General features: G+C 63.3%; 13 protein-coding genes. 3 read left to right on the plus strand and 10 right to left on the minus strand.

Going from position 1 to position 15,453, the window contains the following annotated elements; translation table 11 throughout:
- The first annotated feature begins 60 nt into the window (after positions 1 to 60).
- Positions 61 to 777 (plus strand): TetR/AcrR family transcriptional regulator, encoded by a 717-nt coding sequence (locus tag ACT6QH_RS14145; protein WP_444975471.1) that lies wholly within the window; start codon positions 61 to 63, stop codon positions 775 to 777.
- A gap of 69 nt (positions 778 to 846) precedes the next feature.
- On the opposite strand, the gene murD is transcribed toward ACT6QH_RS14145, so the two are convergent.
- On the minus strand, positions 847 to 2,259 hold the full coding sequence (gene murD / locus ACT6QH_RS14150; protein WP_444975472.1) for a UDP-N-acetylmuramoyl-L-alanine--D-glutamate ligase: 1,413 nt from the start codon (positions 2,257 to 2,259) through the stop codon (positions 847 to 849).
- Between the two features lie 256 nt (positions 2,260 to 2,515).
- On the opposite strand from murD, the gene ACT6QH_RS14155 reads away from it, so the two are divergent.
- Positions 2,516 to 2,740, plus strand: a complete 225-nt coding sequence (locus tag ACT6QH_RS14155; protein WP_444975473.1) for a YgaP family membrane protein — start codon at positions 2,516 to 2,518, stop codon at positions 2,738 to 2,740.
- 94 nt (positions 2,741 to 2,834) lie between these two features.
- On the opposite strand, the gene mraY is transcribed toward ACT6QH_RS14155, so the two are convergent.
- From mraY to msrB, 9 genes are all read right to left on the minus strand, one after another.
- On the minus strand, positions 2,835 to 3,917 hold the full coding sequence (gene mraY, locus ACT6QH_RS14160; RefSeq protein ID WP_444975474.1) for a phospho-N-acetylmuramoyl-pentapeptide-transferase: 1,083 nt from the start codon (positions 3,915 to 3,917) through the stop codon (positions 2,835 to 2,837).
- Positions 3,918 to 3,920: 3 nt separating this feature from the next.
- Entirely contained in the window at positions 3,921 to 5,381 is a 1,461-nt protein-coding gene (locus ACT6QH_RS14165) for a UDP-N-acetylmuramoylalanyl-D-glutamyl-2,6-diaminopimelate--D-alanyl-D-alanine ligase (protein WP_444975475.1), read from the minus strand.
- Positions 5,382 to 5,397: 16 nt separating this feature from the next.
- Positions 5,398 to 6,870, minus strand: a complete 1,473-nt coding sequence (locus tag ACT6QH_RS14170) for a UDP-N-acetylmuramoyl-L-alanyl-D-glutamate--2,6-diaminopimelate ligase (RefSeq protein WP_444975560.1) — start codon at positions 6,868 to 6,870, stop codon at positions 5,398 to 5,400.
- 158 nt (positions 6,871 to 7,028) lie between these two features.
- Positions 7,029 to 8,723 carry a peptidoglycan D,D-transpeptidase FtsI family protein gene (locus tag ACT6QH_RS14175; RefSeq protein ID WP_444975561.1) on the minus strand — a complete coding sequence of 565 codons (1,695 nt, stop codon included), beginning with the start codon at positions 8,721 to 8,723 and terminating at the stop codon, positions 7,029 to 7,031.
- Positions 8,724 to 8,898: 175 nt separating this feature from the next.
- Entirely contained in the window at positions 8,899 to 9,567 is a 669-nt protein-coding gene (gene ftsL / locus ACT6QH_RS14180; protein ID WP_444975476.1) for a cell division protein FtsL, read from the minus strand.
- Positions 9,568 to 9,572: 5 nt separating this feature from the next.
- The gene (gene rsmH, locus ACT6QH_RS14185; protein ID WP_444975477.1) at positions 9,573 to 10,610 is read right to left on the minus strand and encodes a 16S rRNA (cytosine(1402)-N(4))-methyltransferase RsmH; all 1,038 of its coding nucleotides are present in this window, start codon (positions 10,608 to 10,610) and stop codon (positions 9,573 to 9,575) included.
- Positions 10,607 to 11,080: a division/cell wall cluster transcriptional repressor MraZ gene (locus ACT6QH_RS14190; RefSeq protein WP_444975478.1), complete on the minus strand. Its 474-nt coding sequence runs from the start codon at positions 11,078 to 11,080 to the stop codon at positions 10,607 to 10,609. The genes rsmH and ACT6QH_RS14190 overlap by 4 nt, the downstream gene beginning before the upstream one ends.
- A 455-nt stretch (positions 11,081 to 11,535) precedes the next feature.
- Positions 11,536 to 13,686, minus strand: coding sequence for a S9 family peptidase (locus ACT6QH_RS14195; protein ID WP_444975479.1), 2,151 nt, complete (start codon positions 13,684 to 13,686; stop codon positions 11,536 to 11,538).
- Positions 13,683 to 14,132: a peptide-methionine (R)-S-oxide reductase MsrB gene (gene msrB / locus ACT6QH_RS14200; protein ID WP_444975480.1), complete on the minus strand. Its 450-nt coding sequence runs from the start codon at positions 14,130 to 14,132 to the stop codon at positions 13,683 to 13,685. Before msrB ends, ACT6QH_RS14195 begins: the two co-directional genes overlap by 4 nt.
- A 557-nt stretch (positions 14,133 to 14,689) precedes the next feature.
- Between msrB and ACT6QH_RS14205 the strand changes: the two genes are divergently transcribed.
- Complete coding sequence (locus tag ACT6QH_RS14205) at positions 14,690 to 15,097, plus strand: Ros/MucR family transcriptional regulator (RefSeq protein ID WP_444975481.1); 408 nt, start codon at positions 14,690 to 14,692, stop codon at positions 15,095 to 15,097.
- Positions 15,098 to 15,453 lie beyond the last annotated feature (356 nt).

Genomic DNA, 15,453 nt, shown 5'->3' on the forward strand with positions numbered 1-15,453 from the left:
GCTTGCGGAACACAGGCCGGGAGCAGACAGGCCGCACCGCCTGAGGGGAGCGCAACAGGTATGACGAAGCCGGATGGCCATCTGAGGAAGATGGGGCAGGCGGAAGCCACCTGTCCGCAGTCTTCCCCTCTGCCGGCTGAGCAGCCCTGTCGTCGCGGCCGTCCCAAGCTGGTGCCGGATGATGTGCAGCGCGATCGTATTGCGGAAGAGGCGCGCCGGCTGTTTCTGGCCCATGGTTATGGGCGCACCACCATGGATGAAGTGGCCGCTGCCTGTCGCATGTCCAAGCGCACGCTCTATCGGCTGTTTCCCGGTAAGCTGGAGCTGTTCTCCGCCGTGGTGGAAGCGCACCGGCGCAGCATGCTGGCCTTGCCGGGCTGTTATGAGCATCTCTCGCTGGAAGAGGCGCTGGCCGCCATCTTTCACGCCGATATTTCACCGGAGGATGATCGCGAACGTGTGGCGGTGTTGAGGCTGGTGCTGGTGGAGGCCCGGCAGTTTCCCGAGCTGGGTGACGTTTTGCGCCGGCAGGGTGGAGATCCCTCCCGCTCGGAGCTGGCCCGGTGGCTGGCAGTGCAACAGGAGGCCGGACGCCTCTGCGTGGATGACGCCGAAGCCATGGCCCGCCTGCTGATGGACATGATTTTCGGTGCCGTGCTGTTCAAGGCTGATGGTGAGGTGGATTGGCCCGGAGGTGCGGCGCGCGGCGCACATGTGCGCCGCTGCATTCGCGTGTTCCTGCATGGCGTGGCACCGAAGCAGGCGCCGCCGGGCTGAGGCACCGGGGCTCTGAAGCGCCGCCCGGTTTCACCAAAAGCCAATGCGGCATTTGATTGGCCTTTGGCCTCAGTGGCGGGCCCGCTCGCGCGCATTCACACCGGGGATCTGTTTCACCAGATCGCAGAAGGCGTCGCCCCGCACTTCAAAGTTCGCGAACTGATCGAAGCTGGCGCAGGCCGGAGAGAGCAGCACCACCGGATGCGACAGGCCAGAGGCTTCCGCATCCTTCAGAGCCGAGGCGAGAGCGGCATCCAGTGTGCCATTCTGTTCATGGGGCACGGCCCCCCCAAGGGTTGCTGCGAAATCCTGCGCGGCATCGCCAATCAGATAAGCCTTGCGTACCCGGCTGAAGAAGGGGGCAAGTGGAGCAATGCCGCCTGCCTTCGGCTTTCCGCCCGCGATCCAGAAAATATCCTCGAAGCTGAGAAGTGCGCGTTCGGTAGCGTCAGCATTGGTGGCCTTGCTGTCATTGATGAACAGCACCGGGCCCTTGTGCCCCACCTCTTCCATGCGATGGGCAAGGCCGGGAAAGCGGGTCATGGCAGCCGCGATGATTTCCGGCGCAACACCCAGTGCGCGGGCGGTGGCGTAGGCGGCGGCGGCATTCTGGGCATTATGCACGCCCCGCAGCGCGCCAATGCCCGCCAGATTCAGCCGGAAGCGTTCAGCTCCGCCTTCGCTCACCACCAGTGTTTCACCCTCGCGCCAGATGCCATCGGCCAGCGGGCGACGCATGGAAAGGCGCACCACATATTGGCCCGCCTGTTCGGCGCGGTCCGCCATGGCGGCGGAAAAATCATCATCCACACCGATTACTGCGGTGCCATCGCTCTCCACGCCGCGCACGAGGCGTTCCTTCACGGCGGCATAATGTTCAAGCGTGCCGTGCCGGTCGAGATGATCCGGCGTGATGTTCAGCATCACCCCCACTGTGGGGTCGAGGCCGGGGGCAAGGTCGATCTGGTAGGAGGAGCATTCCACCACATGCACCCGCCCGGCCTTGGGTGGGGCGAGGGAAAGCAGGGCGGTGCCGATATTGCCGCCCATCTGCACATCACGCCCGGCCACCCGCAGAATGTGGGAGATCAGGGCCGTGGTGGTGGATTTGCCATTGGTGCCGGTGATGGCGACGAAGGGCGCGCGGCGGGCGGTTGCGGTGCGCTGGCGGCAGAACAGTTCAATATCGCCGATAATCTCGACGCCATGGGCCTGCGCCAGCCTTACCGACCAGTGTGGCTCTGGATGGGTGAGCGGCACGCCGGGGGCGAGAATGAGCGCCTGCACGGAGCTCCAGTCCATCTCCCGCAGATCCTGCACGGTGATGCCGGCTTCCGCCGCCTTGAGCCGGGCGCGCTCGGAATCGTCATAGGCGACGACATGCGCGCCGCCGGCTTGCAGCGCTTCGGCGGTGGCCAGGCCCGAACCGCCCAGCCCGAACAGGGCGACGGTCTGGTCCTTGAGGACTGTGACTGGAATCATGACCCATCTCGCAAATGCAATGCGCGAATACAGCGCTCTCAGGGCGTTCTGTATAGCGCGTTCTGCCTGCAACATGCGCGGGTGGGATGGAAACAATCTGTGGGGCGGGAACCGGGCGGCTATCCGGGGCCTTGATGCAGGGACACATGTCTTTCAGGACACATGGCCGCACCCCTGCCGCTTCTGCGCAGTTGCGCCGGGGTGGGTCTACACATTAAAAACATTGAATGTTCAATTCGAGGCGCTGGAGGAAGACATGACAGCGAATGTGGGTGGGGCAGACCGCGTCTTGCGGTTCATTGTAGGCATCATTCTGCTGCTGGTGCCGTTTGTGGGCGCCAGCATCATTCCCGCCCTGGCGGGAATTGGTGGCTGGGCGTGGGTGATTGGTGCTGTGGGGCTGGTGATGCTGCTCACCGCCATCTTCCGTTTCTGCCCGGCTTATTCGCTGGTGGGGATCAATAGCTGCGCGCGCAAATGATGCCGGCCCGGAAAACGGGGCTCATCTGAAACAAAATGGCCCGGCGGGGAGACCTGCCGGGCCATTTTTGTGTGCTTCTGTTCAGCGCTGCCGCTCAGCGCAGCTTCAGCGTGGCCAGGCCGATCAGCGCCAGCACCACGGCGATGATCCAGAACCGGATGACCACCTGCGGCTCGGTCCAGCCCAGTTGCTCGAAATGGTGGTGAATGGGGGCCATCTTGAACACGCGCTTGCCGGTAAGCCTGAAGGACACCACCTGCACAATGACGGAGACCGCCTCCAGTACGAACAGGCCGCCGACAATCGCCAGCACGATCTCATTCTTGGTGGCCACCGCGATGGAGCCGAGCATGCCGCCCAGCGCGAGAGATCCGGTATCGCCCATGAAGACCTGCGCCGGGGGCGCGTTGAACCACAAGAAGCCCAGTCCAGCGCCCAGCAAGGCCCCACAGATGACCGCAACCTCGCCCACGCCGGCGACATAATGGATTTGCAGATAATCGGAGAACACCACATTGCCGGCGAGATAGGCGATGAAGCCGAACGTGCCGGCCGCGATCATCACCGGCACAATGGCCAGACCATCCAGCCCGTCCGTCAGGTTCACCGCATTGCCGGCGGCCACGATGACGAAGGCCCCGAAAATGACGAAGAAGATGCCGAGATCAAGCAGGAAATCCTTGAAGAAGGGGAAGGCGACCGATGTGGACATGCCCGGCTGCCCCACATACATCATGGCGATGACCGCAAGGCCGGAAATGACGGCCTCAATGGCCAGCCGCTTCTTGCCGGAAAGACCATTATGGGTCTGCTTGGTGACCTTCAGATAATCATCATAAAAGCCGATCAGCCCGAAGCCGAGAGTGACCAGCAGCACCACCCACACATAGGGGTTGGTCAGGTCCGCCCACAGCAGGGTCGCCACCACAATGCCAGAAAGGATCATCAGCCCGCCCATGGTGGGCGTGCCCTTCTTGGACAGATGGGATTGTGGTCCATCTGTGCGGATCGGCTGGCCCTTGCCCTGTTTCACCCGCAGCATGGAAATGATGGCCGGCCCGAACAGGAAGACGAAAAGAAGAGCCGTCACCACTGCCCCACCCGTGCGGAAGGTGATGTAGCGGAACACATTCAGGGCCGGAAGCGCGGGGTGCAGTTCAGCAAGCCATTGCAGCATGGGTCATCCTTCGGCGAGCGCATCGCTCTGCGCACGGAAACGTTCTGAAAGGGCTTTGACCAGCAGGCCCATGCGGCTGCCATTGGAGCCCTTCACCATCAGTGTGTCGCCGGCGCGAATGGCGCTGGCCAGCATGGGTTCAAGGTGGTGCGCATCATGGGCATACCCGCCCCGGCGCTCGGGCGGCAGGGCCTGCCACAGGGCGTGCATCAGCGCGCCGCTACAGAACACCAGATCAATCTTGTTGGCGCGAATATCCTCGGCGATGGCGGCATGCAGCGCCTCGCTTTGTGGCCCCAGCTCCAGCATGTCGCCCAGAACGGCGATGCGCCGGCCGCGCGCGCCGGTTTCAAGCTGGCCCAGCACCTCCAGCGCGGCGCGCATGGAGGCGGGGTTGGCATTGTAGCTCTCGTCGATCAGCGAGGCCTCACCGCCACCCAGATCAAGCTTGACCGGCACACCGCGGCCCTGTGGCGGGCGCATGCGGCCCAGTTCCAGCGCGGCAAGAGCGAGATCCGCCCCCAGCAGCTTCACCGCCGCCAGAACACCCAGCATGTTCTGCACGATATGCCGGCCCGGCAGGGCGGCCTTGAAGGTGAGGGGCGTTCCCAGAATATCCGCCATCGCTACCGAGCAGCCGGGCTGGAGAGTGAGGCTTTTCAACTGCACATCCGCCCCCTCGGCCGCGCCGAAGGTGACGACATGCGACACGCCTTTGGCCCCGGCCGCCGCCTTGAGTCGGCCAAAATGCGGATTGTCGAGATTGAGAACCGCCGTACCGCCGGCTTCCAGCCCGTCAAATATTTCGGCCTTGGCGTCGGCAATCTCCTCAATGCCGGAGAATTGCGCCAGATGGGCGGCCTCCACCGTGGTAATGAGCACCACATGCGGGCGCACCAGTTTCACCAGCGGGGTGATTTCGCCGGGATGGTTCATGCCGATTTCGAACACCCCATAGCGCGCGCTGCGCGGCAGCCGGGCGAGGGAGAGCGGCACCCCCCAGTGATTATTGTAGGAGGCGGCGGATGCGTGCGTTTCGCCATCGGCGGAAAGGGCGGCGCGCAAGGCTTCCTTGGTGGTGGTCTTGCCCACCGAGCCGGTAATGGCGACGATACGGGCGCTGGAGCGCGCGCGGGCATGGTGGGCCAGCGCGTTGAGAGCGTCCAGCACATCATCCACCAACATCAAAGGCGCATCTGCCGGAAAACTGCCGGCCCGCTCTCGGGCCACCACGGCCACGGAGGCTCCGGCAGCCAGCGCCTTCTCCACATAGGCATGGCCATCACTGGCTTCGCCGGTAATGGCGAAAAAGGCATCGCCCGGCTCCAGCGTGCGGCTGTCTATGGAAATGCCGTAAATGCCGCCAGGCACGCCGCGCATATCCGCGCCCATGGCTGCGGCCATCTCGCCGGGATCATAGAGCAATGGACGGCCGGAGGCGGCCTTGCCGGCATGTTCACTCATGCGTCATCCCCTTGCGTCATCCCTGTGCCTTGTTCGTTGCCGCAGTGCGCTCCAGAGCGGCGCGCACCACCTCCTTGTCGGAAAACGGGAAAGTTTCAAGCCCGACAATCTGCCCGCTTTCATGGCCCTTGCCCGCCACCACCAGCGCATCACCCGGTCGCATTTGGTCCACTGCGGCGTGAATGGCCTCGCCCCGGTCCCCGATTTCAAGGGCGTGGGGAGCGGCGTCAAGAATTTCGGCGCGAATGGCGGTGGCGTCTTCCGTGCGCGGATTATCGTCGGTCACGATGATGAGATCAGCCTTGTCGGCGGCAATGGCTCCCATCAGTGGGCGCTTGCCCCTGTCGCGGTCACCGCCGCAGCCAAACACCAGAATCAACCGGCCGGAAACCGCCGGGCGCAGCGTATCGAGAACCGTGGCGAGGGCTTCCGGCTTGTGGGCATAATCCACGAAGATAGGGCGGGAGGCATCATTGCTCACCTGTTCCAGCCGGCCGGGCACCCCCTGAAGGGTGCCGAGGGTGGCGAGGGTTTCGGCGCGCGATGCGCCGCAGGCCATGGCCAGACCTGCCGCCAGCAGGGCGTTCTCTGCCTGGAAATGGCCCACCAGCGGCAAAAGCACCTCTTCACCATCGGCAAAGCGCAGGCGCTGCCCCACCCCTTCGGGCGTGATGGAGGTGAGGCGAATATCCGCCCCGGAGCCTTCATCCCCGAAGCTGAGCGTGTTCAGGCCTCGGGTCTTCGCCCATTCCAGCGCGGTGGCGGCATGGGGGGCGCTAAGCACGCCAACGGCTTGCGCTTCATCCGGCAGAAGGGCTGTGAACAGGCGCATCTTGGCCTTGAAATAGGCTTCCACCGTGGGGTGATAGTCCAGATGGTCGCGGCCCAGATTGGTGAAGCCGCCGGCTGCCAGCCGCACGCCATCCAGCCGGCGCTGGTCCAACCCGTGGGAAGAGGCTTCCAGCGCCATGTGGGTCACGCCCTCGGCGGCCAGCCGCGCAAGGGTTTCATGCAGGGCCACCGGGTCCGGCGTGGTGAGGCTGCCATAGGTGCTGTCGCCGGGCGAAATAAGCCCGATCGTGCCGAGATAGGCGGCCTTGTGGCCAAGCTGTTCCCAGATCTGCCGCAGGAAGAAGGCCACGGAAGTCTTCCCCGCCGTGCCGGTGACAGCAGCTACCACAGGCGGTTGCGCGGCATGAAACCGCGCGGCGGACAAGGCGAGAGAGCGGCGCACATCCAGCGAGAAGGCAAAGCTCACCCCTTCCGGCGCTTGTGGCAGCGGGGAGAGGGGCTCCATCAGAATGGCTTTTGCACCTTTGGCGATAGCATCGGGAATAAAGCGCATGCCATCGGCATGGGTGCCGGGTATGGCGACAAAGAGAAAGCCGGGCTGGACCTTGCGGCTGTCCGCCGTCAGCCCGGTAATGGACTGGTGCGCTGCATCGGGGTGCAGAAGGCGGGCATGGCCGGCAAGAAGCGGGCCGAGCATATGGGCTGCCATCGGTTTCGCCATGGGTGTCGCCGTTGAGTGTGCCATGTGTTCTCTTCTGGCCGTGGGGTCATTCACCCCGGATGATGGGGACGGCCTCCGGCACATGGTCTGGGTCTGGCCTGAAGGTGCGGACATCTTCAGGCCAGACAGGAGCTTCAGCGTTCCGCCAGCTTCTGGCCGGCATTGTGCAGCATTTCTTCCGCCGTGGGGATCACCGCGCGGGGGGAGACACCCAGCATGGGGGCGATGCGTTCCACGATCTTGCCGGAGGTGGGGGCTGCGTTCCAGCCGGCTGTGGCATAGCCGTAGGTTTCCTTCAGGCCCTTGGGTTCATCCAGCATCACCAGCACCTGGTAACGTGGCTGGTCCATTGGGAAAATGGCGGTGAAGGAGGTCAGCAGCTTGTTCTTGGCATAGCGCCCATTCACCACCTTTTCCGCGGTGCCGGTTTTGCCACCCACAATATAGCCGGGAACATTGGCTTTTCTGGCGGTTCCCTTTTCGGCATTCAGGCGCATGAGATAGCGCATTTCATCCGAGGTCGAGGTTTTCAGAACCTTTGTGGCGACTTCCCGCGCCTCCTCGGGAGAGCGCTTGATGAAGGTGGGGGGGATGAGATAGCCGCCATTCACCATGGAACTCACCGCCATCACCGCCTGTAGCGGGGCGACCGAGAGGCCATGACCGAAGGAAATGGTGGCCGAGTTCAGCTCACCCCAGTGACGCGGCACGATAGGCATGGCGCTTTCCGCCAGCTCTGTGCGCAGCCGGTCCAGCTGGCCCATCTTCTTCAGAAACTTCTTGTGCGCATCGACGCCCAGAGCCAGCACCATCTTGGCGGTGCCGATATTGGAGGATGCAAGGAAGATTTCCGGTACCGTGAGAATGCGGTTCTCACCATGATAGTCACGGATGGAAAACTTGCCGAAACGCATGGCGCTGCGGGCATCAAAGCGGGAATGCAGCCCAATGCGGTCAGAATCCAGCGCCATGGCGAAGGAAAGCGCCTTGAAGGTGGAGCCCATCTCGAACACGCCGGTGGTGAGCCTGTTCAGATAGGCTTCATCCGTGGGGTCTCCAGAGATGTTGGGGTCGAAATCCGGCAGGGAGACCATGGAGATGATCTCGCCGGTCTCCACATCCACCACCAGTCCCATGGCATGCAGAGCCGAGAATTTTTCCTTGGCGCGCAGCAATTCGTCACGCACGGCATGTTGCACGCGCATGTCTATGGAGAGCTGAACCGGCTTCTGCTGGCTGTCTGTCGCGAAACCGGCCAGATGCAGCTCGGCGAGGCCGCGCCCGTCCACCCATTTCTCAAGGCCGGAAATGCCCTGATTGTCCACATTCACCCCGCCAATGACGTGGGAGAGAATGGGGCCGTCGGGATAGATGCGCCGGTTCTCCTTCAGGAAGCCGATGCCGGGAATGCCAAGGCGGTAAATGGCGCGCTGCTGGGATGGGGTGATCTCGCGCTTGAGCCAGGCGAAGCCACGGCCGGAGTTCAGGCGCTTGCGGGTTTCCTCCACATCCAGATCGGGCAGAACCTTCAGCAGCCCCTCCAGCGCCTCATCGGGGTCGATCAGACGCCGTGGTTCGGCGAACAGGGAGGGGGATTTCACGTCAATGGCGATGATGTCGCCATTGCGGTCGATGATGTCGGGCCGGGCCGAGGCCACGGCGTCGGAACCTCCGCCGCGGGTCACGCCATCATCCGCCGTGAGGGCCAGATGGGTGAGTTGCACGGCGATGGCCGCAAACACCAGGCAGAAGCCGGCCATGACCAGACGGATGCGCGTGGCGGCCATGGCGGCGGCATTGGCTTGCGGGCGCTTGCGAAAGGCGAGCATCAGCCCGCGCACAGGTGCAAGGGCGATGCCGCGCAGGCCACGAAACAGCAGATGGGCCAGGCCACGGCCCGCAAGGCCAAGAGCCAGCGCACCGCGCGCCAGCATGGGCAGCAGGCGGTGCGAAATGAAGCCGTGAGGGCGGTTGGAAGAAGGTGTGTTCATGTCTCAGGCCTCGTCAGCGTGCGCCGGGCAGGGAGCCGGGAGGCAGGATGGGAGCGCCACCATAGCTTGGCACGGGCGGCGGTGGCGGTTCGGCGATGACACGGCCTGTCGCCTGCGGTTGCGCATATTGGGGCCGGGCATATTGCACCTGCCCGTAATAGGCCGGCGGCGGTGGCGGGGCAGCGCTGATATACCGGCTTGGGGCCGGCTGTTGCTGCCGGCGGGCCGGTGCGGGCGCTGGCGCAGCGGCCTGCGGTGCGGGGCGCAGGGCCGAGCTGGATGGCACGGAGGGGCTGTCGGGCGAGGTTGCGCCATGGTTCGGTACGGCGCGGCTGACGGAAGACGTGACCAGAGGTTCATCCACCAGCGCTTCGATCATGCCGCCAATGCCGTCGCCGGATGTGTTGGGTTTTGCCGGCAGACCGTCCAGCGAGGACAGGTCGGTCACGTTGAGCCGCTTCATGTCCAGATGCCGTTCCACCAGGCCCTGCACATAAATGGGGGAGGTGCGCCGCGCCCATTCCGCCTTCATGAGGGAAATGGCGTCGCGCTCCTTGCGGATGGAAGAGCGCAGCGTGGCGAGCCGTTCCGCTTCCATGGTGGAGGCATATTTAAGCTGGTAAACCACCACTGCGGTCGCCAGCAGCACAAGAACGATGATGAAATTGGCGACACGAAACATCTGGCCTAGCGTCTCCGCCCGCTCCGTTGCGGTGAAGGGGCCGGGAGCAGCCCCATCAGGTCACCATCTTCATGCGCCGGTTGATCCGTGCGTTCGGCCGCGCGAAGTTTCGCGGACCGGGAGCGCGGATTTTCTGCCACTTCATCAGGGCCGGGCTCGATAGCGCCTTTGGCAACGAGGCGGAACGAGGGAGCCGGCCCTTCCGCTTGCGGCAGATGACGCGATGCGGACGGTGCCTTTACCCTACTTGCCAGAAAATTCTTAACGATCCTGTCTTCCAGCGAGTGGAAGGTGACGACAACCAGCCTTCCGCCTGGTTTGAGAACCCGTTCTGCGGCTGCAAGTGCTTGCGCCAGCTCGGATAATTCTTCATTCACAGCAATTCGCAGCGCCTGGAAGGTTCGCGTTGCGGGATGCACCTCTCCGGGCTTGGAGCGCACCACGCGCGAGACGATTTCGGCGAGCTGGGCGGTGCGGGTGATTGGTGCTTCGGCCCGTGCCTTCACGATGGCGCGGGCGATGGCGCGTGACTGGCGCTCTTCCCCCAGAGACCAGATGACATGGGCCAGATGCACTTCATCCAGCGTCGCGACCAGTTCCTCAGCTGAACGTTCGGCATTGCCCATGCGCATGTCGAGCGGTCCGTCACGGCGGAAGGAGAAGCCGCGCTCGGCCTGATCGAGCTGCATGGAGGACACGCCAATATCCAGCACAACCCCGTCCAGCGGGGCAAAGCCGGCGTCTTCGGTGCGGATATCGAGCCGGGAGAAGCGATCTTCCACCAGAGAGAGGCGGCCATCAAAGGCCTGCACCAGAGCCGCTCCGGCGGCGATTGCGGTGGGGTCGCGGTCAAACGCCATGAGCCGGCAGTCTGCGGCTTCGAGAATGGCGCGGCTGTAGCCGCCCGCGCCGAAGGTGCCGTCCACATAGTGGCCGTCACGCTTCGGCGCGAGGTGAGCGAGAACCTCACGCAGCATGACTGGATAATGACGGGTCGGTCCGCCAGCGGCGTCGGCGGGGCCGACCCCGAGACCCGTCTTCATTCCGTTTTGCTCCGTGGGCTCTCTGTACGGGAGCCGATGGCCTTGCGCAGCTCACGCACCCTGCGGGTGGCCTCCGTGAGATGCAGCTTCAGCCGCTCCGGTTCCCAGATCCGGAATTTGTGCCCCAGCCCCACAAAGGCCACCTGATCGGTGATGCCGGCATGGGCCTTGAGCGTTTCGCTCAGCACCACCCGTCCTTCCGTATCGATGCGCAGGGTCTCGCTGGTGCCGTACAGGGCGGCGGCAAGCTCCTCGCGCTCCTCCGAATAGGGGGGATAGCGCTCGATCAGCGCCTCGATCTCGCCGAGGAGCCGGTTTCCGCCTGCGTCCAGCGCAGGTTCGGCAAGGCTTGGATGGCAGTAGAGCCCCTCCGCGCCGTCACGGGTCAGCACCGCCCGGAAGGGCGCGGGGATGGAAACCCGGCCCTTGGCGTCGAGACGCATCGTGTATGTGGACACGAAGCGGTCCATGGCGCCGGGATGCCTTCCTTCAGCTCGGGTTGCCGGAGCGTTCCGCCAGCCCGTGGACGGGGCAGCCGTCCTTCATGTCTTGGGTATTCATGGGCTAACATGGGAAAGCATGGGCGTCAACGGAATCGGATGGGATGGCGTGGTTCCGTGGCCCCTCATGACGGGCTTCTCAACCCTGTCTGAATCTTGAAATTTTATATATTTTTCAATTTATTATGTGATTTTTTGAGCGGCCTTGCCTAAAAGATGGGCGTGGCTCCTCACCTGTTTGGGAATGAGGCCGTCAGGGCGCCTTGTGGGCAGGCTGACCACCCCCGGCCCGTCTCAGGCCCATGCCGCCCCACAATGTGCCGTTTTCATGCCGGTCCGCCATCAGCCTGATGCCGGGGCAGACTCAAACGCCCCGCAAGCCGGAGAGCTGCGGGGCGTAAATTGATCCGTGTTTCCGGGTCAGTTCAGTCGGCCGGGGCGGGTTCCCGTTCGGCTGCGCCCACCATGGCAAGGGTGAAGGCGTAGGAGAGAGCCACCTCATCCAGCCGGTCGAACCGACCGGAAGCCCCACCATGGCCGGCATCCATATTGGTGCGCAGCAGGATGGGGTGCTGTGAAGTATTGGCCGCGCGCAGATGCGCCACCCATTTGGCCGGCTCCCAATAAGTCACGCGCGGGTCGGTGAGGCCGGCCAGTGCGAAGATGGCCGGGTAGGGCTGAGATTTCACATTATCCACCGGCGAATAGGCGCGGATGGTTTCGAACGCCGCTGCATCGGTGATGGGATTACCCCATTCCGGCCATTCGGGCGGGGTCAGCGGCAGGGTATCGTCCAGCATGGTGGCGAGCACGTCCACGAAGGGCACTTCCGCGATGATGCCGGCGAACAGGTCCGGCCGCATATTGGCGATGGCCCCCATCAGCATGCCGCCGGCCGAACCGCCATGGGCGACGATCCTGTCGGGCCGGGTGAAGCCCTGCGCCACCAGATGCTCGGCTGCGGCGATGAAATCCGTGAAGCTGTTTGTTTTCTTCGCCAGCTTGCCATTCTTGTACCAGCGCCAGCCCTTGTCGGTGCCGCCGCGAATATGGGCGATGGCAAAGATGACACCGCGATCCACCAGCGACAGCCGGCTGGTGGAAAAGCCCGCCGGAATGGTGATGCCATAGGCCCCATAGCCATAGAGCAGCAGGGGGGCGGACCCATCCAGCGCCGTGCCCTTGCGGTAGATGAGGGAGACCGGCACCGTCTCGCCATCCGGGGCGGGGGCGAGAATGCGGCGGGTTTCATAATCCTCCGGGTTATGGCCGGAGGGCACCTCCTGCTGTTTCAGCAGGGCGCGTGCGCGCGTCGCCATATCATAGGCCCAGACCTCGGAAGGCGTGGTCATGGAGGCATAGGTGAAGCGGATATGGGTGGTTTCGAACGGATAGGCCCCGTTCAGCCCCAGCGCATAGGCTTCCTCGGCAAAGGCGATGGCGTGTTCATCACCGGATGCCAGTTCGCGGATGGTGATGCGCGGCAGGCCGCCTTCGCGTTCCAGCCGCACCATATGGCCGGCGAACACCGTGCAGGAGAGGATCATGCGGCCGGGGAAATGCGGCACCAGATCCTGCCAGTTCTCCTTCGCAGGCGTGCAGGTGGGAGCGTGGACGATCTTGAAATCTTCCGCACCTTCCGCATTGGTCAGCAGAATGAGGCTGTCCACGCCATTCAGCGAGGGGTGGTGCTCCACATCATAGCGCAGCCCTTCGGTGCGGGCGGAGACAAGGCGGGGCGTGGCGGCGTCATCAGCCAGATCCAGCAGATGGATTTCAGAGGTTTCATGATCGCCGCAGGCGATCAGCCCATAGGTACGGGATTGGGTTTCGCCCAGCGAGACGAAGAAGCCCTTGTCCTTTTCCTCATAGATGAGTTCATCCGTTTCCGGCGCTGCGCCCAGCGTATGGCGGAAGACCTGTGAGGGGCGGTGTTCCTCATCCCGGCGAATGTAATAGAGCTGGGTGCCGGCGCTGTTCCACAGAAGATCTCCCGTGGTTTCCGCGATATGATCGGGAAGATCTGTGCCGGAGGCGAGATCTCTCACGCGAATATCATAAAGCTCCGCGCCGGATGTATCGGCAGACCAGGCCAGACGGGCATGGTCATGGGTGTGCTTCCAGCCGCCAAACTGGAAATAGGCCTTGCCCTCAGCCTCGCAGTCGCCATCCAGCATGATGGTTTCCGCGCCGGTCGGCTCGCCTTGCGCAGAGGTTTCCTTGCGGCAGGCCAGCGGGTGCTGTCCGCCTTCACGGTGGCGGTTGTAATAGGCAAAGGCCCCATCGGGAGCAGGCACGGAGGAATCATCTTCCTTGATGCGCCCGCGCATCTCCGCCACCAGCTTTTCACGCAAGTCTGAAAGAGGAGCGAAGAAGCTGTCCGCATAGGCATTCTCAGCTTCAAGAAAGGTGCGGATTTCGCCCGGCAGGGTGGTGGGATCACGCATCACCTCGCGCCAGTTTTCGGCGCGCAGCCAGCCATAATCATCGGTCAGCGTCACGCCATGCAGGGTGCGCGATACGGGGCGACGTTCGGCGGGGGCGGGGGGATGTGCGGGCATCTGGGCGGTGGTCATTCGTCTTCCGCGGTGTCGAGGGAGAAGGAAAGGGCGGTGCCATTCATGCAGAAGCGCATGCCGGTGGGGGCTGGCCCATCGGGAAAGACATGGCCGAGATGGCTGTCGCAACTGGCGCAGCGCACCTCGATGCGGCGCATGCCATGGCTGGTATCTTCATGCAGCACAAGGGCTTCAGGCGAAACCGGCTGGAAGAAGCTGGGCCAGCCGGTGCCGGAATCGAACTTGCTCTCGGAGCGGAATAGCGCCGTGCCGCAGGCCACGCAGCGATAAAGCCCGGCGCGTTTCTCATCCCAATAGGGGCCGGTGAAGGCGCGCTCCGTACCCTGCTCACGGGCGATGCGGAACTGTTCCGGCGTGAGGCAGGAGCGCCATTCGCCCTCGGAACGGACGATTTTCTGCGGCGCTTCAGAAGGCGGCTTGTCGTGGGGATTGCTGGCGGACATGGCGGGCTCTTTTCACTGGCATTCTGCAGGAGTGCTGCAAGAAGGGGCGCTGCACGCGATGGTGCAAAGGTGGCAGAGCCATGCTTGCGGCGCAAATGCCGGGGGTGGTTGCCGGGCTTCTTCTGGCAGATGGGGGCTGGCCGGACGAGATGCAACAGCTTCGCGGTTTCGCATTGTTTCATCGGTTTCTTGATAGCGCGGTGTTCTGCATATGAGTTTGTCGGCACAGATCTTGTTTTGCTGCATGTGCGAAAGTTAGCGCACCTACAAGACTGTTTGTGTGTGCGTGACCGGGAAAGATGGTGGTGCGACAATGTGCGAAGATGTCGCCTGATGTGGCTGTACAATTTTCGCTGCTAAAGTTGTTGGGCGCATTCGTGCGAAAAAGTACTTGATTTTTGCTGACTCACTCACTTGTGCGATGTAAGGTTCAATGCTAGTTGAATCAGTGTCGGCAGTGCGGAACGGAGGGGTTTCCGGTTCATGCCCTGCATGTTTCATGCCTGTATGGCCGGGTAATCGCTACGGGTTTTGCCCGAAGAGATGAAGAAAGTGACATGAGCGAAGAAGCTGAATCCAATATGTATATGGAGCTGGCGGCGCATATTGTCTCCGCCTATGTCAGCAACAATTCTGTCGCTGCCGGGGATTTGCCTGCCCTCATCAATGAGGTCTATGCCACGCTGGAGCGGGCCTCCCGCAGGGAAGAAGAGCCCGAGGTGGAGCTTCTCAAGCCGGCCGTGCCGGTGAAGCGGTCCATCACGCCGGACTTCATCATCTGTCTTGAAGACGGAAAGAAGTTCAAATCTCTCAAGAGGCATCTGCGCACGCAGTATAACCTTACGCCCGAGCAGTATCGGGAGAAGTGGGGTCTGCCGCCGGATTATCCCATGGTTGCGCCCAACTATGCTGCGGCCCGTTCCGCGCTGGCCAAGCAGATGGGTTTGGGGCAGCGTCGGGATTGATCCGCCTTCTCCGGTGCAGGTTTGTCCGCAGCACCGGGAGGCAGGGCATGTCTGCGCCCATGATCTTGCGCGGAAGGATGACGGCGCCGGCCAGTCAGGGTTGGCGCCGTATCGCGTTCTGACAGGGGTTGTGAAAGGTTTGTTCGTCTGCTTATCTGGCGGCGCTCCCGGCCTGCATGTGGAGGCCGGCCGGTTCCGGGGTTCCGATGCGGCATGCGAACCTGGGCGGAAAACGGGAATGACGGCCCGGAACTTGCATGTTCCGTTGCATCCACTCTTCCGAAATATTACATCTGACAAAATGGTTTCATGGCCCTGTGCGGCAGATGTCGTACATGGTGCCCGAACGCGTCGGT

Source organism: Haloleucobacter albus, assembly GCF_052492075.1.